Source organism: Enterobacter cloacae complex sp. 677-3DZ2D5B (genome assembly GCF_004136695.1).
In the GTDB taxonomy this organism is placed as follows: Bacteria; Pseudomonadota; Gammaproteobacteria; order Enterobacterales; family Enterobacteriaceae; genus Enterobacter; species Enterobacter hormaechei_C.
Genome location: NZ_QFLS01000001.1, coordinates 439,120 through 461,406 on the forward strand (window position 1 = coordinate 439,120; position 22,287 = coordinate 461,406).

Below are 22,287 nucleotides of genomic sequence, written 5' to 3' on the forward strand. Positions count from 1 at the left end.
CCTTAGCTTTGCGCGACTTTTCTCGGGATAAACGCGTTCGCCACGGCTTCGCCCTGTAACTGAAGCTGGCGTGGCTGCGGAATTTCCGGGATAGCGACATCCAGGTGCGGAAACAGCAGTTCACCCACCTTGTACGCCTCCTCCAGATGCGGGTAGCCAGACAGGATAAAGCTGTCGATCCCCAGCGCCGCGTATTCATTAATGCGTGCCGCTACGGTTGGACCGTCGCCGACCAGCGCCGTGCCGGCGCCGCCGCGCACCAGACCCACCCCGGCCCACAGGTTCGGGCTGATCTCAAGATTTTCACGCTTGCCGTTGTGCAGGGAGGCCATCCGGTGCTGGCCCACGGAGTCGGTTTTGGCAAACGCCGCCTGTGCTTTGGCGATAGTGTCGTCGTCCAGATGAGCGATCAGACGGTCGGCGGCTTGCCAGGCCTCGTCGTTGGTTTCGCGGACGATCACGTGCAGGCGAATACCAAAGCGTACCGTACGGCCATGTTCTGCGGCTTTAGCGCGTACCTGAGCAATTTTCTCTTTCACCAGCTCCGGTGGTTCGCCCCAGGTCAGATAGAGATCGACCTGCTCGGCCGCCAGCTCCTGCGCCACGTCCGACGATCCGCCAAAATAGAGGGGAGGGCGCGGCTGCTGTACCGGCGGGAAGTAGAGCTGCGCATCGCGAACGTGGATATGTTTCCCTTCGAAGGTGACGGTTTCCCCTTCCAGCAGACGTCGCCAGACGCGGGTGAACTCTGCGGAGGCTTCATAGCGTTCGGTATGATCGAGGAAAACGCCATCCCCCGCCAGCTCCTGCGGATCGCTGCCCGTCACAAGGTTGAACAGCGCACGGCCGTTGGAAAGCCTGTCCAGCGTTGCCGCCTGACGCGCCGCGACGGTGGGCGACACCACGCTCGGGCGCAAGGCTACCAGGAATTTCAGGCGCTGGGTGACGGGGATCATTGACGCGGCAACCAGCCACGCATCCTCACATGAACGGCCCGTCGGGATCAGCACCCCGGTAAAACCGATGCGGTCTGCCGCCTGGGCGATCTGCTGTAGGTAGCCGTGATCGACCGGGCGGGCGCCTTCTTCTGTGCCAAGATAGTGTCCATCACCGTGGGTGGGTAAAAACCAGAAAAGATTCAGACTCATGATTTTTTTCCTTCAATGCCAGCGGGTTGCCAGATGCGTTCGCGAATATTCACCTGCTTTGGAACCAGGCGGTTTTGATAAAAGAGGTCTGCCGTTTGCTGCTGGAGAGCGGCAACGTGGGCGTCAACCGGTGCTATGGTGGTGGGAGGACGGTGGTCAAGATAGGTGGCGATCACCGGTTCAGGCAGGCCCATGGTTTTTGCCAGCAGCGTGATGCTCTGCTGACGCTGGCTTTGGGTCAGCGCATCGGCCTGAGAGAAGGTATCCAGCACCTGCTGAATAAATGCGCCATTTTTCTCAGCGTAAGGACGTGCCGCCAGGTAGAACGAACCGGTCTGCTTCAGGGTGGTGCCGTCTTTCAGCACCCGCACACCGCCCTGCAACAGTGCGGCGGAGTAGTACGGATCCCAGATAGCCCAGGCATCAACATTTTTTTGCTGAAACGCCGCGCGCGCATCGGCAGGCGTCAGGTAAACGGGCTGGATATCGGTGAATTTTAGGCCGGCCTCCTGCAACGCGCGCAGCAGCAGGTTGTGCGAGCTTGAACCTTTCTGGAAAGCAACCTTATGGCCTTTGAGGTCGGCGACGCTTTTGATCTCGCTGTTTTCGGGCACCAAAATAACCTCTGCCTTCGGCTTGGCGGGCTCAACGCCAACGTAAACCAGATCCGCCCCGGCAGCCTGCGCAAAGATCGGCGGGATATCGCCGGTGCTGCCTAAATCAATACTCCCGACGTTCAGCGCCTCCAGCATCTGTGGTCCGGCAGGGAACTCGGCCCATGAGAATTTGGTCTCCGGGAAACGCTTCTCCAGCAACGCATGGCTTTTCGCCAGCACCATGCTGACGCTGCCTTTTTGATAACCGATACGCAGGCTCTCCGGCGCTTTCACCGTCGCCTGAGCCAGCGACGCCACTGCCAGCAGACCTGCCAGCCCGATACGGGTAACTGTTTTAAACATGCGCCACTCCTTGTGATTGATGAAATGCCGCCGCGTGGCGATCCCGACGGTTCAGGGCGTGCCAGAAGGTTTCAAGCGCGCTGTCGAGGCGGGTTTGCAGATTCGGCGTGAAATGCGGTTTATGCTGGTAGTCGATTACCTGTGAGTCGTCAGCGAAGACGCCATGCAGGATCTCCTGTGCTTTCAGCGCGTTCAGAACCGGCTTGAGGGCATAATCCACCGCCAGTAAATGGGCTACCGTACCGCCTGTGGCCAGCGGCAGGACGACCTTACCGTCCAGCGCACGTTCGGGCAGCAGATCGAGGAGCGTTTTCAGTGCGCCGGAAAAAGAAGCTTTATAAATCGGTGTCGCGACGACCAGCCCGTCAGCACTCTTAAGCTGTTCGATCAGGGTTTTCAGCGCCGGGCTGTCGAAACGGGCGTAGAGCAGATCTTCAGGCGCGAAATTGTGCAAATTCCAGTGACACACTTCGACATCCAGAGCATTAAGCTTTTCGCGAGCGTATTCCAGCAGTGCGCTGGAGCGAGAGGGGAAGCGGGGGCTTCCGGCCAGGGTAATGACGCGCATGGTTGCTCCTTATAACTAATTGTTTGCTTTTATCTAACATTCATAACAATTTTCAGGAGTGTGACATTGCGTGGTTATTCCACTAAATGATTTATCCTCAGGATGAATGCAGAAAAATGCATAAGAAGCGAACCGATAAGTAAACGATTGCGTTTTACGTGGCTTTTTTTGCCACAGGTCAATTCCCTTTCCGGGCGGGATCGCACATAATCCCCTCCCGGTTTGCACACCGGGAATCCAGGAGAGTTCATGTACTACCCCTTCGTTCGTAAAGCCCTTTTCCAGCTCGATCCTGAGCGCGCTCATGAATTTACATTTCAGCAGTTACGCCGTATTACAGGAACGCCTCTGGCCGCGCTGGTGCGTCAAAACGTGCCGGAAAAACCAGTTCAGTGCATGGGCCTGACTTTCAAAAATCCACTGGGCCTGGCGGCCGGTCTGGACAAAAATGGCGAATGCATTGATGCACTCGGTGCGATGGGCTTTGGCTCGATCGAAATCGGGACGGTAACGCCGCGTCCGCAGCCGGGAAATGACAAGCCACGTCTGTTTCGCCTGGTTGAAGCCGAAGGGCTGATCAACCGCATGGGCTTTAATAACCTTGGCGTCGATCATCTGGTTGAGAACGTTAAGAAAGCCCATTTTGATGGCGTGCTGGGTATAAATATTGGCAAAAATAAAGACACGCCGGTCGAGCAGGGTAAAGATGACTATCTGATTTGTATGGAAAAAGTCTATGCCTATGCCGGTTATATTGCGGTGAATATTTCCTCGCCTAACACCCCAGGGCTGCGTTCATTACAATATGGCGAAGCGCTCGACGATCTTCTTAGCGCCATTAAAAATAAACAAACGGCGCTACAGGCGATCCACCATAAATATGTTCCGGTCGCGGTTAAGATCGCCCCGGATCTTTCGGCAGAAGAATTGATCCAGGTTGCCGACAGTTTAGTTCGCCATAATATTGATGGTGTGATTGCGACCAATACGACACTCGATCGCTCTCTCGTTCAGGGAATGAAAAACTGTGACGAAGCGGGTGGATTAAGTGGCCGTCCGGTACAATTAAAAAGCACCGAAATTATTCGCGCACTCTCCGCGGAATTAAAAGGCCTGCTGCCGATTATTGGCGTGGGTGGCATTGACTCCGTCATCGCTGCACGTGAGAAGATGGCGGCAGGCGCATCGCTGGTGCAAATTTATTCCGGCTTTATTTTTAAAGGGCCGCAGCTGATTAAAGAAATCGTCACGCATATCTAATCTTTTCTCTTAATCAGACAACCAGGGCTTTATTTCCAGCCCTGGTTGTTTTATATTCCGTCATTGTTGCTTATTTAGACATTATAGTCTTTTATTACTAGTGTTATAAGCGAAGCGGCAAACAGGACATTTTTAGTACAGGACGTTTAGGGGACGGGAGAGAAACATGCGAATTAAACCTGACGATAACTGGCGCTGGTATTTTTGTGAAGAGCATGACCGTATGATGCTCGACTTAGCCAATGGCATGTTGTTTCGCTCTCGTTTTGCGCGCCGAATGTTAACCCCAGACGCGTTTGCTCCCTCAGGCTTTTGCGTTGACGATGCTGCACTCTATTTCTCTTTCGAAGAAAAATGCCGCGAGTTCGATCTCTCCAAAGAACAGCGCGCTGAACTGGTATTAAATGCACTGGTGGCGATCCGTTTCCTGAAACCGCAAATGCCGAAAAGCTGGCATTTCCTTGCGCACGGCATGAGCTGGACCCCGGCTATCGGCGATGCGGCGAGCGTCAATCTGAGCGATACCGAAGAGGAGGTGAATTTGCTGGTGGTTGAACCCGGTGAAAACGCTGCGCTCTGTTTGCTGGCCCAACCCGGCGTGACCATTGCCGGGCGAGTTATGCAGTTAGGTGATGCCATCAAAGTGATGAACGACAGGCTGAAGCCACAGCTGCGCGTTGATTCCTTCAGCCTCGAACAGGCGGTTTAAGCTTCCAGCTGTACGGATGTTTTCGGGACACAGCTACAGCACAGGATCGTGCCGTCACCGCCAATCGCAGATTTCTTCAGGGCACTCACTTCACCATCGACCAGTTTAATGCGACAGCATCCGCAAATCCCCGCGCGACAGGAATACGGTACGCGGATACCCGCCTGTTCCAGTTGTTCCAGTAGCACCTGCTGATTGTTACCACGGATAACTTTGCCTTCCCAGTGAATATCCACCGCGGAAGCGACGTTGGTTACCACGTCAACCATCTCTTCTTCCTGACCTGCGCCGTACACCCTGGCAGGCCCGCGGGTAAGGATCTCGATCTCGTCGCCCACGCGGATCACACCGCTGGAGCGGGGGATCAGGTTCTGGCCGAAGTCGACATCACCTTTATCCTGCGCGGTGCGAAATGACTGCAATGTTTTTAGCGGTTCACCGGAAGGATGCTTCTGGCCTTTCTCCGGGCTAATGGTGGTGAGAATACAGCGGCTGCACGGTTTCACCACGTCAAAAATAACGCTGCCGATGCGGATGACTTTCCAGGTATCTTCATCCCAGGCCTCCGCTCCGGTCACCACCAGATTCGGGCGAAACTGCTCCATCTGCACGCTGGCTTTGCAACGTTTTTGTAAATCTCGCAGCGAGGCCTCGCTGGTCAGCAGAAAGGGAAAACCATCCGCGAAGGAGAGGGGAACCGCATCGTGGCGCTTCACGCGACGGGTCAGCGCAGGCCCAACCCAGCGCAGCTGAACGTCACGGGAGAAAAAGCCGCTGAGCCACTGGTTAATGTTATCCGGCGCGATACGCGCGGTAAAATGATTGCCCCACACTTCCGTTGGCGCATCAAGCGGCGCAAAATCAGCAAAGCGGATCACGACGCTTGAACCGTCTGGCGCGGTCAAATGCAGCCCGTCATGAAGCGGGGAAGGCGTAAAGCGAACCATCTGCGGGAACTGACGTGCGGTGATAAACGTACCGTCAGGCTCGGTGACCATAAAAATACGATCGAAGGCGAATCCGCTCATATCGGCCAGCGCGTGAGTCACGCCGATACCGCGCATCGATTTCACCGGATGAATAAAAAGCCTGGATAACGTCGCCACTACACACTCCCGCTAAAGAAAATAAGCCTTCAACTTTATGACATACACGCCATATTAGCTATAATGCGCGACAATTTTCTATGAGTAAAAGTGACGATATGAATTCTCTGTTTGCCAGTACGGCCCGTGGGCTGGAAGAGCTGTTAAAAACTGAACTGGAAGCCCTGGGCGCGAAAGAGTGCCGGGTGGTTCAGGGTGGTGTCCATTTTGAGGGCGACACGCGGCTTATTTACCAGAGCCTGATGTGGAGCCGTCTGGCGTCGCGCATCATGCTGCCGATGAAAGAGTGCAAGGTCTACAGCGATCTTGATCTCTACACCGGCGTACAGATGATCGACTGGACAGAGATCTTCACCCCGGACGCCACCTTTGCGGTGCATTTCAACGGCGTCAACGATGAGATCCGCAACAGCCAGTACGGTGCCCTGCGCGTTAAGGATGCCATTGTGGACTGCTTCACGCGTCGTAATAAAGAACGTCCGAACGTTGACCGTGAAAACCCGGATCTGCGTATCAACGTCTGGCTGAACGGCGATACGGCCAGTATTTCCCTTGATCTGAGCGGCGCAGGCCTGCATCTGCGCGGTTATCGCGATCGCACCGGGATGGCGCCGATCAAAGAAACGCTGGCTGCCGCTATCGTGATGCGCTCCGGATGGCAGCCAGGTACGCCGCTGCTCGATCCGATGTGCGGTTCCGGTACGCTGCTGATTGAAGCCGCGATGCTGGCCACCGACCGTGCGCCGGGGCTGCACCGCGGCCACTGGGGCTTCAAAGGCTGGGCGCAGCACGATGAGGCCATCTGGAAAGAGGTCAAAGACGATGCGCAGACCCGCGCCCGTAAAGGGCTGGCGGAATACACCTCTCACTTTTACGGTTCGGACAGCGATGCACGGGTGATTGAACGTGCGCGCAGCAACGCCCGTCGTGCCGGTATCGGCGAGCTGGTCACCTTCGAGGTGAAAGACGTGGCGAACCTGACCAACCCGTTGCCAAAAGGCCCGTACGGTACGGTGATCAGCAACCCGCCGTATGGTGAGCGTCTGGACAGCGAGCCGGCGCTGATTGCACTGCACAGCCTGCTGGGCCGCAACATGAAAGCGCATTTCGGCGGCTGGAACCTCTCCCTGTTTAGCGCCTCGCCGGAGCTGCTGAGCTGCCTGCAATTGCGTGCCGATCGCCAGTTCAAGGCGAAAAACGGCCCGCTGGACTGCGTGCAGAAAAACTACCATCTGGCAGAGATAGCGGCGGATAGCAAACCGTCAGGCGTGGCGGAAGATTACGCCAACCGCCTGCGCAAAAACCTGAAGAAATTTGAGAAGTGGGCAAAGCAGGAAGGCATCGAATGTTATCGCCTGTACGACGCTGACCTGCCGGAATACAACGTGGCGGTTGACCGCTATGCGGACTGGGTAGTGATTCAGGAATACGCCCCGCCGAAAACTATCGATGCGCAAAAAGCGCGTCAGCGTATGCTGGATGTGATTGCGGCCACCATCGCCGTACTCGGCATTTCGCCAAACAAGCTGGTGCTGAAAACCCGTGAGCGTCAGAAAGGCAAAAACCAGTATCAGAAGATGGGCGAGAAGGGTGACTTCATCGAAGTGGGCGAATATAACGCGCGCCTGTGGGTTAACCTGACTGACTACCTTGATACCGGTCTGTTCCTCGACCACCGTATCGCCCGCCGCATGCTGGGCCAGATGAGCAAGGGCAAAGACTTCCTGAACCTGTTCTCCTATACCGGCAGCGCCAGCGTTCATGCGGGGCTTGGCGGCGCGCGTAGCACCACCACGGTCGATATGTCCCGTACTTATCTGGAGTGGGCAGAGCGCAACCTGCGTCTTAACGGCTTAACCGGTCGTCAGCATCGCCTGTTACAGGCCGACGTGCTGGGCTGGCTGCGCGATACCGACGAGCAGTTTGACCTGATCTTTATCGATCCGCCGACCTTCTCTAACTCCAAGCGTATGGAGGATAGCTTTGACGTTCAACGCGATCACCTGCGCCTGATGACCGACCTGAAGCGCCTGCTGCGTAAAGGCGGCACCATTATGTTCTCGAACAACAAGCGCGGATTCCGCATGGATCACGACGGCCTGGCCGAACTGGGACTGAAAGCACAAGAAATCAGCCAAAAAACGCTGTCTCAGGACTTTGCCCGTAACCGTCAAATCCACAACTGCTGGCTGATTTCCGCGGTCTGAAAGGAAAAATAAATGTCTTTAATTAGTATGCACGGCGCGTGGCTCTCTTTCAGCGACTCACCGCTTCTCGATAATGCAGAGCTGCATATCGAAGATAACGAGCGCGTCTGTCTGGTGGGCCGTAACGGCGCAGGTAAATCGACGCTGATGAAAATCCTCAACCGTGAGCAGGGGCTGGATGATGGCCGTATTGTTTACGAGCAGGATCTGATCGTCTCTCGTCTGCAACAGGATCCGCCGCGTAACGTCACCGGCAGCGTTTACGATTTTGTGGCCGAAGGGATTTCAGAGCAGGCGGAATACCTCAAGCGTTACCACGAGATTTCGCATCTGGTCATGACGGACCCGAGCGACAAGAATCTCAACGAGCTGGCAAAAGTGCAGGAGATGCTCGATCACCACGGTCTGTGGCAGCTGGAAAACCGCATTAATGAAGTGCTGGCCCAGCTTGGCCTGGAAGCGGATATGGAGCTGTCGGCGCTCTCCGGCGGCTGGCTGCGTAAAGCGGCGCTGGGCCGTGCCCTGGTGAGCGGGCCTAAGGTGCTGCTGCTGGACGAACCGACGAACCACCTGGATATCGAAGCGATTGACTGGCTGGAAGGGTTCCTGAAAACCTTTAACGGCACCATTATCTTCATCTCCCACGACCGTTCGTTCATCCGCAATATGGCCACGCGCATTGTCGACCTCGACCGCGGCAAGCTGGTGACTTACCCGGGCGATTACGATACCTATCTACTGGAGAAAGAAGAGAACCTGCGCGTCGAAGAGCTGCAAAACGCCGAGTTCGACCGCAAGCTGGCACAGGAAGAGGTCTGGATCCGTCAGGGCATCAAAGCCCGTCGTACCCGTAACGAAGGCCGCGTTCGCGCCCTCAAGGCGATGCGCCGCGAACGTAGCGAACGCCGTGAAGTCATGGGGAGCGCCAAAATGCAGGTTGAAGAGGCGTCCCGCTCGGGCAAGATTGTCTTCGAAATGGAGAACGTGAATTATTCGGTTGACGGCAAAGTGCTGGTGAACGATTTCTCCGCTCAGGTTCAGCGCGGCGACAAAATTGCGCTGATCGGCCCGAACGGGTGCGGTAAAACCACGCTGCTGAAACTGATGCTCGGTCAGCTCCAGGCCGACAGCGGTCGTATCCACTGCGGTACCAAACTGGAAGTGGCGTACTTCGACCAGCACCGCGCAGAGCTGGATCCAGACCGTACGGTGATGGATAACCTCGCTGAGGGCAAACAGGAGGTCATGGTTAACGGCAAGCCGCGTCACGTGCTGGGCTACCTTCAGGACTTCCTGTTCCACCCGAAACGCGCCATGACGCCGGTGCGCGCGCTGTCCGGCGGTGAGCGTAACCGTCTTTTGCTGGCGCGTTTGTTCCTGAAACCCAGTAACTTATTGATTCTCGATGAACCGACTAACGATCTGGATGTCGAAACGCTGGAACTGCTGGAAGAGTTGATTGATGGTTATCAGGGAACCGTGATGCTGGTCAGCCACGATCGTCAGTTTGTCGATAACACCGTGACCGAGTGCTGGATCTTCGAAGGCGAAGGACGCATCGGGCAATATGTAGGCGGCTATCATGACGCGCGTGGACAGCAATCACAGTCGCTGGCGCAAAAACAGGCGAAGACCAAAAATGTCGCTGAACCTGTTGTTGCAAAAGCAGAAACTGTCAAAAAGTCTCCTGCTAAAATGAGTTATAACTTGCAGCGCGAGCTGGAGGGGCTGCCGCAGCGTCTGGAAGAGCTGGAAGCTGCACTGGAAGCACTGCAAATCCAGGTCGCTGATGCGTCATTCTTTACGCAGCCTCACGACTATACTCAGAAAGTATTGGCTGAACTCTCCCAGGCTGAACAGGCGCTGGAAGAGGCATTTGAGCGCTGGGAGTACCTTGAGTCTCTGAAAAACGGCGCATAAACAGGGATAATCTATGTGTGACCAGCACCATGCCGATCGGCATATATTATGCTCGCAATGCGATATGCTCGTGGCGTTGCCAGAGCTTGGTCACGGACATAAAGCTGCCTGCCCGCGCTGCGGCGCTACGCTGACGACCGAGTGGGACGCGCCAAGGCAGCGTCCCACGGCTTACGCGCTGGCAGCCCTGTTCATGTTACTGCTCTCCAATCTCTTCCCTTTTATCTCTATGAAAGTGGGTGGGATGGTAAGCCAGGTAGATTTACTGGAAATTCCTGGCGTGATGTTCTCGGAAGATTACGCCAGCCTTGGCACCTTCTTTCTTCTGTTCGTGCAGATCGTCCCGGCTTTTTGCCTGGTCGTCATTCTGCTGCTGGTCAACCGCGTCAGGATGCCCACTGTCCTTAAAATCAAACTCGCGCGGATCCTTTTCCAGCTGAAAAGCTGGGGGATGGCGGAAATTTTTCTCGCGGGTATCCTGGTCAGCTTCGTGAAGCTGATGGCCTACGGCGATGTGGGGATTGGCAGCAGCTTTATTCCGTGGTGTCTGTATTGCGTGCTGCAACTGCGCGCGTTCCAGTGCGTGGACCGACGCTGGGCCTGGGACGATATTGCCCCTGCGCCGACGCTCTCGCAGACGGTAAAGGTGGGCGTACCGGGTATCCGTCAGGGGCTTCGCTCCTGCTCGTGCTGCACCGCCGTGCTGCCCGCGGATGTCGAGGTGTGTCCGCGTTGTGAAACAAAAGGTCACGTCCGGCGCAAAAATAGCCTGCAATGGACCATGGCGCTGCTGGTGACCTCTGTCATGCTCTATCTGCCCGCCAATATCTTGCCGATCATGATCACCGATTTGCTCGGCGACAGAATGCCCTCGACCATACTGGCCGGGGTGATTTTGCTGTGGAGCGAGGGATCTTACCCTGTAGCAGGCGTCATATTCCTCGCCAGTATTATGGTTCCGACCTTAAAGATGATTGCCATTGCCTGGCTTTGCTGGGATGCAAAAGGGCACGGTAAGCGAGACAGCGAGCGCATGCATCTGATTTATGAGGTCGTGGAATTTGTTGGCCGCTGGTCGATGATTGACGTGTTTGTGATTGCGGTTCTCTCAGCGCTGGTGCGTATGGGTGGGCTGATGAGTATTTATCCCGCTATGGGAGCGCTGATGTTTGCGTTGGTCGTCATTATGACCATGTTTGCGGCCATGACCTTCGACCCTCGTTTATCGTGGGATCGTGAGCCCGATTCAAGCCATGAGGAAGAGTAAGAGCATGGAAAATAAGAGTGGAGAGGCTAAAGTGCAGAAGGTCAGAAACTGGTCGCCGGTGTGGATTTTCCCCATCGTGACCGCGCTGATCGGTGCATGGATCCTGTTTTATCATTACAGCCATCAGGGACCGGAAGTCACGCTAATTACCACCAATGCAGAGGGGATTGAGGGCGGAAAAACCACCATCAAGAGCCGCAGCGTGGATGTGGGTGTCGTGGAAAGCGCGACCCTGACGGATGATTTAACCCATGTTGAAATCAAGGCCCGCCTGAATGCTGGCATGGAAAAACTGCTCCATGAAGATTCTGTTTTTTGGGTAGTGAAACCGCAGGTTGGGAGAGAAGGGATCAGCGGCTTAGGGACGCTATTGTCCGGGGCTTATATTGAACTCCAGCCCGGCAACAAAGGCGCCCAGCCAGCAAACTATCAGCTGCTGGATTCACCGCCGCTTGCGCCACCGGATGCAAAAGGGATCCGCGTTATTCTGGACAGTAAAAAAGCGGGCCAGCTCTCGCCGGGCGATCCGGTGCTGTTCCGTGGGTATCGCGTCGGTTCGGTTGAAACAAGCACCTTCGATCCGCAAAAACGGACCATCAGCTATCAGCTATTTATCAACGCGCCTAATGACCGCCTGGTGACCAGCAACGTTCGCTTCTGGAAAGACAGCGGGATCGCGGTAGATCTCACCTCTGCGGGGATGCGCGTTGAGATGGGTTCACTCACCACGCTGTTTGGTGGGGGCGTCAGTTTTGACGTGCCGGAAGGTATAGATCTGGGACAACCGGTGGCGGAAAAAACCGCCTTCAGACTGTTTGACGATCAAAAAAGCATTCAGGATGCGCTCTATACCGATCACATCGACTATCTTATGTTCTTTAAGGACTCTGTACGCGGCTTGCAGCCAGGAGCGCCAGTTGAGTTCCGCGGTATTCGTCTGGGAACAGTGGGACAAGTGCCTTACTTTGTTCCGGGACTGAAGCAGATGCTTGATGATGATTATCGTATTCCGGTGCTGATCCGCATTGAGCCTGAGCGTTTGATTAATCAGATAGGCGAGGACCAGGATATTGGGGAGCATATCAGCGACCTGCTGAATCGCGGGCTGCGCGGCTCGCTGAAAACCGGCAACCTGGTCACAGGGGCGTTGTATGTCGATATGGACTTCTATCCAAAAGCGCCACCAATGACGGGTATCCGTGAATTTGGTGGCTACAAAATCATTCCTACGGTCAGCAGTGGCCTGGCGCAGATCCAACAGCGCCTGATGGAAACGCTGGATAAGATCAACAATCTGCCGCTGAATCCAATGCTTGAAGCTGCGACGGGATCACTGCATCAGAGCCAGGCAACGATGCTACGTCTGCAAACCACGCTGGATAATATCAACAAGATCACCGCTAACCAGTCCATGCAGCAGCTGCCGCAGGATATGCAGAAAACGTTGCGCGAACTGAATCGTAGTATGCAGGGCTTCCAGCCGGGCTCAGCGGCCTACAACAAGATGGTGGCGGATATGCAACGTCTTGATCAGGTTTTACGCGAGCTACAGCCCGTTCTGAAAACGCTCAATGAAAAGAGCAACGCACTGGTGTTTGAAGCGAAAGACAAAAAGGATCCTGAGCCTAAGAGGGCGAAACAATGAAAAAATGGCTAATCATCGCAGGCGCACTGGTATTAACGGCCTGTAGCTCTGGAAGCGATAACAAAAGCTACTACCAGCTGCCGTTAAGCGCCCAGTCCGGTGCGCAGAGCAGCACCTCGCAGGGCAGCCGTCTGCTGTGGGTTGAACAGGTTGCCTTGCCAGATTACCTGGCGGGCAACGGGGTGGTCTACCAGACCAGCGATGTGCAGTACGTAATCGCCAACAATAACCTGTGGGCCAGCCCGCTGGATCAGCAGCTACGCAATACGCTGGTGGCGAATCTGAGCAGCCAGCTCCCCGGTTGGGTCGTTGCCTCGCAGCCTCTGGGAAGCGATCAGGACACTCTGAATGTTAACGTGACGGGATTCCATGGCCGCTATGATGGTGCCGTTGTTATCAGCGGGGAGTGGCTGCTGAATCACCAGGGTCAGCTGATTAAGCGTCCTTTTCATCTTGAACTCAAGCAGCAGAAAGATGGCTATGACGAAATGGTGAAAGTACTTGCGCAGGGATGGGCACAGGAGTCGGCTGCTATCGCAAGAGAGATTTCCCGCCTGCCATAAGTAAAATTCATCGACGAAAGCCGCACTCAGCTTCTTGCTGATTGCGGCTTTTTTTTCGTTTTGCGTTCAGGTTGTTACTTGTCCCGCGTCACATTTTTTGTACAAACGATCTTCCATGTAGCTCACAAATATGACACCCGTATGAATTTTGAACGTTGACGCTGACGTCGATTCGGGGTATTCGTTAACTGTGCTTGCACATATTGCAACCACTGTTTTCTTTCCACCAGACAAAAGAATGAGGGAAACGAGGCATGAAGAGACAGAAACGAGATCGCCTGGAAAGGGCTCATCAACGTGGTTATCAGGCTGGCATCGCCGGACGTTCAAAAGAAATGTGTCCCTATCAGGCCCTGAATCAAAGGTCCCAATGGCTAGGGGGCTGGCGAGAAGCCATCGGAGACAGGGCAGTACTTGCTTGATACCGTCTCTTTAAAAAGAAACCTCCGCAATGCGGAGGTTTCGCCTTTCTGGATGGGGCTATAAGCCGTTATCAGAAAGCGGAGGTATCCTGGAACAGACCCACTTTCAGGTCGTTCGCGGTATAGATCAGGCGACCATCTACCAGCACTTCACCGTCCGCCAGGCCCATAATCAGGCGGCGGTTAACGATGCGTTTGAAATGGATACGGTAGGTGACTTTCTTCGCGGTAGGCAGAACCTGACCGGTGAATTTCACTTCGCCTACGCCCAGCGCACGGCCTTTGCCTTCACCGCCAAGCCAGCCCAGATAGAAGCCAACCAGCTGCCACATGGCATCGAGGCCCAGGCAGCCAGGCATTACCGGATCGCCAATAAAGTGGCAACCGAAGAACCACAGGTCCGGGTTGATATCGAGTTCTGCTTCTACGTAACCCTTATCAAAGTTGCCGCCGGTTTCGGTCATTTTCACGACACGGTCCATCATCAGCATATTTGGGGCTGGTAACTGCGGGCCTTTCGCGCCAAACAGTTCACCGCGACCAGAGGCAAGAAGGTCTTCTTTAGTATAGGATTCGCGTTTATCTACCATGTTCTCAGTAAGCCTTATTTTAGTGAAGGACGCAGGATAGCTAACACGTGTACGCTGAACAAGTCCGATCAGTTCGCACTAAACCAACTTAACCAGCGTAACGGCCACGGATAACGATGACGAGCATCCTGCTGTGTCGCCTGAGCTATACGTTCCTGAATGGTCTGCATAAGGGTTGTCTGGCCTTCGCCGTCCCAGACCAGGTTTGTCAGTAAGGGTAGTGCATCCTCAACCCCTTCGATGGCCCAGACGGTGAATTGTTCCTGCTCTACCGCATCCAGAATCGCCTGGCTCAGGCTCAAATGGCGAGCGTTAGGTGCCGGAATAATCACGCCCTGTTTGCCGTTTAAACCGCGCTGCTGGCAGATTGCGAAGAAGCCTTCGATTTTCTCATTCAGTCCGCCCACCGGTTGGGCACGGCCAAACTGATCCACGGACCCGGTAATCGCAATATTCTGGTTAATCGGCACGTCTGCAAGCGCGCTGATCACGGCACACAGCTCCGCCATTGAGGCGCTGTCGCCGTCGACTTCACTGTAGGACTGCTCAAAGGTCAACGAGGCAGAGAAGGGGATCTGCTGCTCGAGCTGAAGTTCAGACATCAGGAACGCCTGCATGATCATCATGCCTTTGGCATGAATGTTTCCGCCCAGTTCGGCCTTGCGTTCGATATCGGTAAATTCGCCGTCACCAATGTGTACGACACAGCTGATACGGGAAGGCTCACCAAAGGCGCGCGGGTGTCCGGGGAACTCGATGACGGACAAGGCGTTGATTTGCCCGATACGTTCGCCTTCGGTCTCCACCAGAATCTGTTCCAGCAGAATTTCATCCTGCATACGGTCAGCAAGATAACCTTCACGCCATTCACGCTGGGCCAGCATCTGGCTAAGCTGCTCACCGGTAAACGGACCGTTACCGCTGATAACCCCCACTTCACGCAGCTGTTTACCGATCCAGAGCGGGCAGAGCGGCAGGGTTTCCTGATCGCCAGTGTAGCGTACGGCCTCGCGGATTAAGCCCGGCCACGCATCCTCGGCAGGCGAGGGCAGTGCGAAACGTTCCGCCACGGCCATAACCCACTGACACCACTGCGCCATGTCATCGGCATCGGCGATCTGAATATTATCTTCAAATTCGCTATAGACAGCCTGCTCCGCGAGTTCTGGCTCCATTTCCTGGAAATCAGCCAGAGATTCACGGTCGCCCGTCAGCACGACGGTCAGCGACAGCGGCATAGACGGAATGGATACAGGCAGCGGACGCGAATCGTCGTAGCCTACCCAGTCAAAACGTTGCTGCGTCACCACCGTTTTCAGGCGCATCCACAGCAGAGGCTGAGCAAGCAGGGTGCGAAGGGAAATGAGCAACACGCCGCCATTCGCGCGGTGTACCAGCCCCGGTTGCAGTGACACATCGCCATTGAACTGACGAAGGCAGCCGAACAGCTGTTCTGCTTCCACCCAGTTGGCGGTGATCACCTCGCCTTTTGCAGCGAACTGTCCGTCTGCCTGCGTGGCAGGTTCGTACGTCACGTCACGTCCGGCAATATGATACTGGCCACCAAAAACGGCATTCGTTTTTGGCTGCAACTGGCGCATGGCATCACCGAGAAGCGTCAGATACTCGGCTTCTTCCGGGGCTTTGAGCAGCATGAAAGGAGATGTAGCCCATGGGGATGACATCTGCTCCAGCGCGTAATGCAAACGCGGTTGTGTATCGCTAAGTATGAATTCGTGTTCTTTTGTGAGGTCTGGCTGTGCAAACAGCTCCTGATAGCTCTCGGTATCCGGAACCAGGTCACGCCATGCAAGTTTCGTAATGGTCAAAGTTGATGTTTTTTAGTCAGAAGTAAAACCGTGGAGTATACCGTAAGCGGCGCACTCTGCCCAATCAGGATTCGGGTTTTCGTCATGCGGATCGCCTGCGGCGTTTCACAGGATATGATTTCTTTTCAGCAGATTGCCAAAAAACTGATATTCTGAACAGAGTTACACGGTAACACTGAGATCGCAATGAAATATCAACAACTGGAAAACCTCGAAAGCGGCTGGAAATGGAAGTACCTGGTCAAAAAGCACCGTGAAGGGGAGCTGATCACCTGCTACATCGAAGCCAGCGCGGCGCAAGAAGCTGTGGATATGTTGCTGACCCTCGAAAACGAACCGGTACTGGTCAACGGCTGGATTGAGAAACACATTAATCCGGCCCTGTTAAACCGGATGAAGCAAACTATCCGTGCTCGTCGTAAACGGCATTTCAATGCCGAGCATCAGCACACCCGTAAGAAATCCATCGACCTGGAGTTTATGGTCTGGCAGCGTCTGGCCGGGCTTGCGCAACGGCGCGGGAAAACCCTGTCGGAAACGGTGGTGCAGCTGATTGAAGATGCCGAGCACAAAGAGAAGTATGCCAGCCAGATGTCGACGCTGAAGAACGATCTACAGGCACTGTTAGGTAAAAAATAAGCATTTTGCTTTTCTTCAGATAATAAAAAACCCCGCATGGCGGGGTTTTTTTATAAGACGATAACTTATGCCGCAGGCTGAGTTACAACGTCTTTGATACCTTTAACTTCGATCTCTACGCGACGATCTGGTGCCAGGCAGTCGATCAGTGCAGCGCGTGGTTTCACGTTGTCACAGGTAGAACCGGTAACTGGGTTAGATTCGCCCATACCACGTGGGGAGATCTTGTTAGCTGGGATACCTTTAGATACCAGGTAATCAACTACAGACTGAGCACGTTTCTCAGACAGACCCTGGTTGTAAGCGTCAGAACCGATACGGTCGGTGAAGCCCAGAACCACTACAGAACCGTCTTTAGGATCCAGGTTGCTCAGCTGGGTGTACAGCTGATCCAGTGCCTGCTGACCTTCTGGTTTCAGGGTAGCTTTGTTGAAGTTGAACAGAACGTCAGACTTCAGAGTGAAGTGCTTGGTCTGTACTTCTGGCGCTGGAGCCGGAGCTGGAGCTACGACTGGCGCATCTTCCTGCTGACCGAAACGGTAAGAAACACCAACGCTCAGCATGCCGTTGTCTGGACGAACGCCAACGGTAGCACCGTCACCGATGTTGTTAACCCACTGGTATTCCAGACGGGTAGCGATGTCACGGGTCATTGCCCACTCAACGCCACCAGCGAATACTGGGGAAACACCCGTGTCGTGGTCGTCACCAGCACGGCTGTTGCTGGAGTCTGCACGCCATACCATGCCGCCCAGACGGGTGTACACGTCCAGATCGTCAGTTACTGGGTAACCCAGTTTAGCGGTCAGCTGTACGCCTTGAGCTTTGAAAGCGCCATTTACGTTGTCGCCTTTGTAAGGCATACGACCTAACCAGTCGTAACCCATTTCAAAGCCAACATACGGGTTAACCTGATAGCCACCGAACGCACCTGCACCCAGCTGGCTCTCGTGAGTAGGGCCATCGTTGTTCAGGCTGCTGTTGTACCAACCGGTGTCATGGAACTGAGACCAGCCCAGTTTACCACCTGCATACCAGGTATTATCTTTCGGAGCGGCCTGCGCTACGGTAGCGAAGCCAGCCAGTGCCACTGCAATCGCGATAGCTGTCTTTTTCATTTTTTGCGCCTCGTTATCATCCAAAATTTGCCATGAATATCTCCATCGGAGGAATCACGGTTAAATCCTTCACCGGGGGGCGTGGTCAAATATAAACCTACCGATATCTTCGGCTTAGGCCGAGCACCCCTGGCGATGTAAAGTCTACAACGTAGCTGAAAACTTACAAGTGTGAAGTCCGTCAGGCATATGAAAAAAAAAGTTCCGTATACCTAATATTTAACAATTTTTGAACGAATTTTGTGCAGTAAAATTAACGAGAACCGCGTCAGACAAGCCTTGCCGCAGTTTTGGCGCGTTGAACTTTTTTTGCATACTGCGGTCGAAAAAAATTCCAGGAAAACTCTTAAAATCACTCAATGGTACACATTTGAGTGAATTTTTAGCCCGGGATGTTGTCCTCTGCGATAGGAATCTCCACGAACTGGCCGCATGATGAAACCCATCGCGTTACCTTCTTCAGCCGCTTCAGTCAGACGCAAATGTTCTTCTTGCGACAGATCCTCAGGCAACCACCCAATCACGACGCTATAGTTCCCGGTACGTAATGCCCGGACCATCGACTCGACCGTATCGCAAGGGGAGAGTTGATTAATCTGCATCACCTTCGCTAACGGCAGCCCAGCCGACTGAACCCATTCGCGACTTAATTTTTGCTGTGGCGTCAGCCAGAGCTGCCAGCGAGACTGTTGCCCGAGCTGCTGCAAAAGCGGCAGGAGTAAGAGTTGTGTCAACAGCGGCTGGTCTTCACGGTAAACCACTTCACTGATAAGCCCTGTCGATTCACGCCCGATAGAATTCTGCGCAGCATTGCCTGCGGCAGAAGTAGAAGGTGTTAAGTGATTTGCATAGCCTGAAGTGTACATAATCATTCCAGCCCTGTAGTTACTGTATGGATATACAGTAACCCCTGTATGCATAAAGATCAACCTCATTTTCGGAAAGCGACTCGCAAATTTCATCCATTCCTGGTGAACATGAAAAAATCATCTTGCCCAACGGCAATAAGTTGCCTATTTTCCTGCTAACGGATCCGTTAGTAAGAAATATCGTGGTTACTGTATGATTTTTAATGGAATTATCATGAAAAAGATATCTTATGAGCGGATTTATCAATCTCAAGAATACCTCTCTCCGCTGGGCGAAATTCATCATCGCGCCCTGTTTGGCGGTTATACCCTGGCCGTGGATGAAGCGGTGTTCGCGATGGTGTCTGACGGCGAGCTGTACCTTCGCGCCTGTGAGCAAAGTGCAAAATACTGTGTAAAAAACGCTTCCTCTTTTCTGACCCTGATGAAACGAGGACGCCCAGTGCTGCTTAATTACTACCGTGTGGACGAAGGTCTGTGGCAAAACAGGGAAAAACTGCTTCAGCTCTCCTCGTTTGCGCTCGATGCCGCCAGGAAAGAGCGCTACCAGCGCCATCAGCGTAACCGGCTTAAAGATCTGCCGAACCTGACCTTTCAGATTGAGGTCCTGCTTATGGAGGCGGGCATTACCAATGAAGAGACGCTACGACAGTTGGGGGCGAAGACGAGCTGGCTGAAAATGCGCTCGAAGAATAAAGCGCTGAGTATCCGGGTATTGTTCGCGCTTGAAGGCGCGATTGAAGGGTTACATGAAGCGGCACTCCCGGCGGATATTCGCCGGGAGCTTACGGAGTGGTTTAATGCGCTGCCTGAGTCGCAGGGCCATCATTCCGCCAGGTAGCGATCTGCTGTCGCAGCCGACAAATTTCCGGCAGCAAAGCGATAAGCAGGCCAATTTGCTGAAGGACCAGTGGAGCTTTGTTGTCGGTGCCTGGATCAAGGTGTGCGATACGTTGCACCAGTTCATCCAGTGCCTGGTGAACCCGTGGCTCATCCGCAGGTTGATGATGAAGCGCATCATCAACGTAGCAAACGGCGTCGTCCAGCAGCGCCAGGATGTCCGGATTCGTCAGTTTCTCTCGGTGGGCGCCAAGGGTAGAGATATAGCTGGTGAACGTGTGGTTCAGACACAGCAGGCGGAAGGCTGTCTCACGGATTTCTGCCGTAGCGCGCGGCTCAGTTGACATATTCGAGACAACGGAAGCCAGCTCTGCGTCAGTGTTATGCGCATCGCGACGGGCAATCCGATAGGCCAGACGGTTATCGCGACCCTGATGGTATTGCTCAAGAATAGCATCCAAGTAGCGGCAGTTGGCGTTCATTGCTCTGTCGGACACGCGCGGTAAATTTCGGAAACGCCAGTCAGGCCAGATAAAACTCACCGCCGCCCAGGCGATGGCGCAGCCGATTAGCGTGTCAATCACACGGGGGAGGGCCACCTCAAAGCCTTCACCCAGCAGATTGAAGCAGAGCAGCACCAGCAGCGTGATGAACATCGTGGCGTGGGCATACTGCACATTGCGGAAAGCGAAGAACAGTACACCGGTAATCACAATCAGGAGCAGTTGCCCTTCTACGGATGGCACAAAGTAGAGCACCGGCAGCCCGATGGCGACCCCGACTAATGTCCCGACAATACGCAGCGCGAGCCGATGGCGGGTAGCGTTATAGTTCGGCTGGCAGACAAACAGGCTGGTCAACAGGATCCAGTAGCCGTGGTGCAATCCTGTTATCTGGATAAACGCGTAGCCGACGCACAGTACCAGCGACATCCTTACCGCATGGCGAAAGAGGGCGGATTCCGGCGTAAAATGACGGCTCAGGCGCAGCCACATATCGCTGAAACCGTTGAGACTGTCGTCGGCAAGCTGGTTGTCAGCGTCATTGCCCGGCATCGCCATCGCCTGTTCAGACTCAATGGTGGCGAGCTGAGCATCAATGGCTCTCAGGTTGTTGAGCAGGAATCCCAGGGCTTTGAACTGTTCCGGTGATGTCCCACTGGCCTGAACGCGATCGAGCGCCGCATCCAGGTGGCTGAATGCGCGTTCAAAGCGCGGGTCGTGCTGATAGGGCGTGCGCAGCAGTATTGAGCGCGCAAGTTGCTGGCAGGCCTGAGACTGCATCGACAGCAGGCGCTGGAAACGGAACATCACGTCGCTATAGCGGAATTTCTCGCGCAGGTCAGCGTACTGCACATGCGAGGAGCTGGCGCGCTCGTGAATATCCTGGGCGACAAAATAGTAGTGCAGTGTGCGCCGTGTACCGCGCTGACCGCGATCGCCGCGCAGACGGGTGAGCAGAGACGCTTTGGTCTGATTCAGCGTGGCGACCAGCTGGCCATTTGCCAGCGCCAGATCGTACAGGGGCGCCTGACTGTCCTCTTCAATATCCGGATCAAACAGCCGGGATTTCAGCTCCAGATAGTGGGCCAGCTGTTCGTAACTGCGGGCAATGTTGTCCTGTAAGGCACGAACCGGAAAAATAAGATGCCCGGTTAAGGTCAGCAGGTTATACCAGATAGCACCCAACAGCAGCAGGACCGGTTGCTGATACCACTGCTCGTAAAGAGAGACGCCCAGCATGGTGTAAATGGCAATCAGCAGGGCGCCAAACGCGATAGTGGCGTAGCGTTGCCCGAGGCCGCCGAGCAAAATGAAGCCGCTGGTGGACACCGTCAGCCCTAAGGCAAACAGCCAGGGCCACGGGAAAAGCAGCTCAACGGAGGCGGAAGCAATAAAGAAGCAGACCAGCGTGATGACCAGATTACGCAAACGACCGGCCAGGCGGTCGTCGAGATCCGCCAGCGCACCGGCCACCACCCCAAGCGTGAGGGGGATGGTGAGCTTCACATCATTCAGCCACCACGGCAGAGCGACGGTGCCGCAGAGGGCGATAAAAATCCTGACGTTATACAGCCAGTTACTGTTCCATGTATAGCGACGAAGCAGGGGGCTTAGCATGAGAGCGGCCAGTCCTTATTACTGAAAACGACGACGGGCATTGGCTTCACGCGCGGCTTGCGCGACTTCGACCGGGACAACTCGGCGTCCTACCGGCCACAGGGCGATGGTGGCAATTTTGAAATTAGCGATGCCAACCGGAATGCCAATAATCGTAATGCACTGGGCGATGCCGGCGAAAATATGCATCAGACACAGCCACCAGCCAAAGAAGATCAGCCATAAAATATTCAGCAGCGTGCCGCCGGTATTCATCAGGGCATTTTTTCTTTCCGGCTCCAGCTCATCCACGTGCACGGCTTCATTTCCATAAGGAACGAGGGACAGTTTGGTGATTTCCCAGCAGGAGCGCGTCAGCGGAAGGGTGAAGATGAGCACAATGCTCACCAGGGTGGCAAAAAGCCAGGAAAGGGTGGTGGCAAAACCGCCAAGGACAAAATTCAACACATTCAGAACGGTACGCATAAACCCTCATTTCCTTCGATATGATTAACGCCCGGTGATTGTA

General features: G+C 54.6%; 20 protein-coding genes. 10 read left to right on the top strand and 10 right to left on the bottom strand.

Features of this window, described 5'->3' with window-relative positions; translation table 11 throughout:
- Positions 1 to 2 precede the first annotated feature (2 nt).
- The 3 genes from ssuD to ssuE are packed head-to-tail and all read right to left on the bottom strand — an operon-like array spanning position 3 to position 2,675.
- The gene (gene ssuD / locus DD597_RS02110; RefSeq protein ID WP_017384817.1) at positions 3 to 1,148 is read right to left on the bottom strand and encodes an FMNH2-dependent alkanesulfonate monooxygenase; all 1,146 of its coding nucleotides are present in this window, start codon (positions 1,146 to 1,148) and stop codon (positions 3 to 5) included.
- Positions 1,145 to 2,107, bottom strand: a complete 963-nt coding sequence (locus DD597_RS02115) for a sulfonate ABC transporter substrate-binding protein (RefSeq protein WP_058663371.1) — start codon at positions 2,105 to 2,107, stop codon at positions 1,145 to 1,147. Before DD597_RS02115 ends, ssuD begins: the two co-directional genes overlap by 4 nt.
- Positions 2,100 to 2,675 (bottom strand): NADPH-dependent FMN reductase, encoded by a 576-nt coding sequence (ssuE, locus tag DD597_RS02120; RefSeq protein WP_003858180.1) that lies wholly within the window; start codon positions 2,673 to 2,675, stop codon positions 2,100 to 2,102. Before ssuE ends, DD597_RS02115 begins: the two co-directional genes overlap by 8 nt.
- Positions 2,676 to 2,924: 249 nt before the next feature.
- Between ssuE and pyrD the strand changes: the two genes are divergently transcribed.
- The gene (gene pyrD / locus DD597_RS02125) at positions 2,925 to 3,935 is read left to right on the top strand and encodes a quinone-dependent dihydroorotate dehydrogenase (RefSeq protein ID WP_129255912.1); all 1,011 of its coding nucleotides are present in this window, start codon (positions 2,925 to 2,927) and stop codon (positions 3,933 to 3,935) included.
- 166 nt (positions 3,936 to 4,101) lie between these two features.
- Entirely contained in the window at positions 4,102 to 4,644 is a 543-nt protein-coding gene (gene zapC, locus DD597_RS02130) for a cell division protein ZapC (RefSeq protein WP_022650736.1), read from the top strand.
- Here the strand turns inward: zapC and DD597_RS02135 are convergent.
- On the bottom strand, positions 4,641 to 5,750 hold the full coding sequence (locus DD597_RS02135; RefSeq protein ID WP_003858174.1) for a YcbX family protein: 1,110 nt from the start codon (positions 5,748 to 5,750) through the stop codon (positions 4,641 to 4,643). The genes zapC and DD597_RS02135 overlap by 4 nt on opposite strands.
- 98 nt (positions 5,751 to 5,848) lie before the next feature.
- On the opposite strand from DD597_RS02135, the gene rlmKL reads away from it, so the two are divergent.
- From rlmKL to rmf, 6 genes are all read left to right on the top strand, one after another.
- Positions 5,849 to 7,957, top strand: coding sequence for a bifunctional 23S rRNA (guanine(2069)-N(7))-methyltransferase RlmK/23S rRNA (guanine(2445)-N(2))-methyltransferase RlmL (gene rlmKL / locus DD597_RS02140; RefSeq protein ID WP_129255913.1), 2,109 nt, complete (start codon positions 5,849 to 5,851; stop codon positions 7,955 to 7,957).
- A 12-nt stretch (positions 7,958 to 7,969) separates the two neighbouring features.
- Positions 7,970 to 9,877, top strand: coding sequence for an ABC transporter ATP-binding protein (locus tag DD597_RS02145; RefSeq protein ID WP_006809352.1), 1,908 nt, complete (start codon positions 7,970 to 7,972; stop codon positions 9,875 to 9,877).
- Positions 9,878 to 9,890: 13 nt separating this feature from the next.
- Positions 9,891 to 11,144, top strand: coding sequence for a membrane integrity-associated transporter subunit PqiA (pqiA, locus tag DD597_RS02150; RefSeq protein ID WP_045336731.1), 1,254 nt, complete (start codon positions 9,891 to 9,893; stop codon positions 11,142 to 11,144).
- Between the two features lie 4 nt (positions 11,145 to 11,148).
- Complete coding sequence (pqiB, locus tag DD597_RS02155; protein ID WP_045331471.1) at positions 11,149 to 12,789, top strand: intermembrane transport protein PqiB; 1,641 nt, start codon at positions 11,149 to 11,151, stop codon at positions 12,787 to 12,789.
- Entirely contained in the window at positions 12,786 to 13,352 is a 567-nt protein-coding gene (gene pqiC / locus DD597_RS02160) for a membrane integrity-associated transporter subunit PqiC (protein WP_129255914.1), read from the top strand. The genes pqiB and pqiC overlap by 4 nt, the downstream gene beginning before the upstream one ends.
- Positions 13,353 to 13,606: 254 nt before the next feature.
- A complete protein-coding gene (rmf, locus tag DD597_RS02170) occupies positions 13,607 to 13,774 on the top strand; it encodes a ribosome modulation factor (RefSeq protein ID WP_003858162.1) in 168 nt (55 codons plus the stop codon).
- 71 nt (positions 13,775 to 13,845) lie between these two features.
- Here the strand turns inward: rmf and fabA are convergent, their stop codons facing one another.
- Positions 13,846 to 14,364, bottom strand: a complete 519-nt coding sequence (fabA, locus tag DD597_RS02175; RefSeq protein ID WP_000227926.1) for a bifunctional 3-hydroxydecanoyl-ACP dehydratase/trans-2-decenoyl-ACP isomerase — start codon at positions 14,362 to 14,364, stop codon at positions 13,846 to 13,848.
- 68 nt (positions 14,365 to 14,432) lie between these two features.
- Positions 14,433 to 16,193 carry a Lon protease family protein gene (locus DD597_RS02180; RefSeq protein ID WP_032608967.1) on the bottom strand — a complete coding sequence of 587 codons (1,761 nt, stop codon included), beginning with the start codon at positions 16,191 to 16,193 and terminating at the stop codon, positions 14,433 to 14,435.
- Between the two features lie 186 nt (positions 16,194 to 16,379).
- Here DD597_RS02180 and matP point away from each other — a divergent pair, with 186 nt between their 5' ends.
- Positions 16,380 to 16,832, top strand: a complete 453-nt coding sequence (matP, locus tag DD597_RS02185) for a macrodomain Ter protein MatP (RefSeq protein WP_003858158.1) — start codon at positions 16,380 to 16,382, stop codon at positions 16,830 to 16,832.
- 65 nt (positions 16,833 to 16,897) lie between these two features.
- Here the strand turns inward: matP and ompA are convergent, their stop codons facing one another.
- Entirely contained in the window at positions 16,898 to 17,950 is a 1,053-nt protein-coding gene (gene ompA / locus DD597_RS02190) for a porin OmpA (RefSeq protein WP_120783682.1), read from the bottom strand.
- A gap of 356 nt (positions 17,951 to 18,306) precedes the next feature.
- Entirely contained in the window at positions 18,307 to 18,816 is a 510-nt protein-coding gene (sulA, locus tag DD597_RS02195; RefSeq protein ID WP_032610196.1) for an SOS-induced cell division inhibitor SulA, read from the bottom strand.
- Positions 18,817 to 19,033: 217 nt separating this feature from the next.
- On the opposite strand from sulA, the gene DD597_RS02200 reads away from it, so the two are divergent.
- Positions 19,034 to 19,660, top strand: a complete 627-nt coding sequence (locus tag DD597_RS02200; protein ID WP_023315767.1) for a TfoX/Sxy family DNA transformation protein — start codon at positions 19,034 to 19,036, stop codon at positions 19,658 to 19,660.
- Here the strand turns inward: DD597_RS02200 and yccS are convergent.
- Both yccS and DD597_RS02210 read right to left on the bottom strand, forming a co-directional pair.
- A complete protein-coding gene (yccS, locus tag DD597_RS02205; protein ID WP_129255915.1) occupies positions 19,617 to 21,779 on the bottom strand; it encodes a YccS family putative transporter in 2,163 nt (720 codons plus the stop codon). The two genes, DD597_RS02200 and yccS, sit on opposite strands and share 44 nt — an antisense overlap.
- Before the next feature lie 18 nt (positions 21,780 to 21,797).
- On the bottom strand, positions 21,798 to 22,244 hold the full coding sequence (locus tag DD597_RS02210) for a YccF domain-containing protein (protein ID WP_003858149.1): 447 nt from the start codon (positions 22,242 to 22,244) through the stop codon (positions 21,798 to 21,800).
- Between the last annotated feature and the right edge of the window lie 43 nt (positions 22,245 to 22,287).

Excerpts from the sequence above, each read along its gene's own strand:
- ssuD (WP_017384817.1), bottom strand. The coding sequence starts at position 1,148 with ATGAGTCTGAATCTTTTCTGGTTTTTACCCACCCACGGTGATGGACAC.
- DD597_RS02115 (WP_058663371.1), bottom strand. The coding sequence starts at position 2,107 with ATGTTTAAAACAGTTACCCGTATCGGGCTGGCAGGTCTGCTGGCAGTG.
- ssuE (WP_003858180.1), bottom strand. The coding sequence starts at position 2,675 with ATGCGCGTCATTACCCTGGCCGGAAGCCCCCGCTTCCCCTCTCGCTCC.
- pyrD (WP_129255912.1), top strand. The coding sequence starts at position 2,925 with ATGTACTACCCCTTCGTTCGTAAAGCCCTTTTCCAGCTCGATCCTGAG.
- zapC (WP_022650736.1), top strand. The coding sequence starts at position 4,102 with ATGCGAATTAAACCTGACGATAACTGGCGCTGGTATTTTTGTGAAGAG.
- rlmKL (WP_129255913.1), top strand. The coding sequence starts at position 5,849 with ATGAATTCTCTGTTTGCCAGTACGGCCCGTGGGCTGGAAGAGCTGTTA.
- DD597_RS02145 (WP_006809352.1), top strand. The coding sequence starts at position 7,970 with ATGTCTTTAATTAGTATGCACGGCGCGTGGCTCTCTTTCAGCGACTCA.
- pqiA (WP_045336731.1), top strand. The coding sequence starts at position 9,891 with ATGTGTGACCAGCACCATGCCGATCGGCATATATTATGCTCGCAATGC.
- pqiB (WP_045331471.1), top strand. The coding sequence starts at position 11,149 with ATGGAAAATAAGAGTGGAGAGGCTAAAGTGCAGAAGGTCAGAAACTGG.
- pqiC (WP_129255914.1), top strand. The coding sequence starts at position 12,786 with ATGAAAAAATGGCTAATCATCGCAGGCGCACTGGTATTAACGGCCTGT.
- rmf (WP_003858162.1), top strand. The coding sequence starts at position 13,607 with ATGAAGAGACAGAAACGAGATCGCCTGGAAAGGGCTCATCAACGTGGT.
- fabA (WP_000227926.1), bottom strand. The coding sequence starts at position 14,364 with ATGGTAGATAAACGCGAATCCTATACTAAAGAAGACCTTCTTGCCTCT.
- matP (WP_003858158.1), top strand. The coding sequence starts at position 16,380 with ATGAAATATCAACAACTGGAAAACCTCGAAAGCGGCTGGAAATGGAAG.
- ompA (WP_120783682.1), bottom strand. The coding sequence starts at position 17,950 with ATGAAAAAGACAGCTATCGCGATTGCAGTGGCACTGGCTGGCTTCGCT.
- sulA (WP_032610196.1), bottom strand. The coding sequence starts at position 18,816 with ATGTACACTTCAGGCTATGCAAATCACTTAACACCTTCTACTTCTGCC.
- DD597_RS02200 (WP_023315767.1), top strand. The coding sequence starts at position 19,034 with ATGAAAAAGATATCTTATGAGCGGATTTATCAATCTCAAGAATACCTC.
- yccS (WP_129255915.1), bottom strand. The coding sequence starts at position 21,779 with ATGCTAAGCCCCCTGCTTCGTCGCTATACATGGAACAGTAACTGGCTG.
- DD597_RS02210 (WP_003858149.1), bottom strand. The coding sequence starts at position 22,244 with ATGCGTACCGTTCTGAATGTGTTGAATTTTGTCCTTGGCGGTTTTGCC.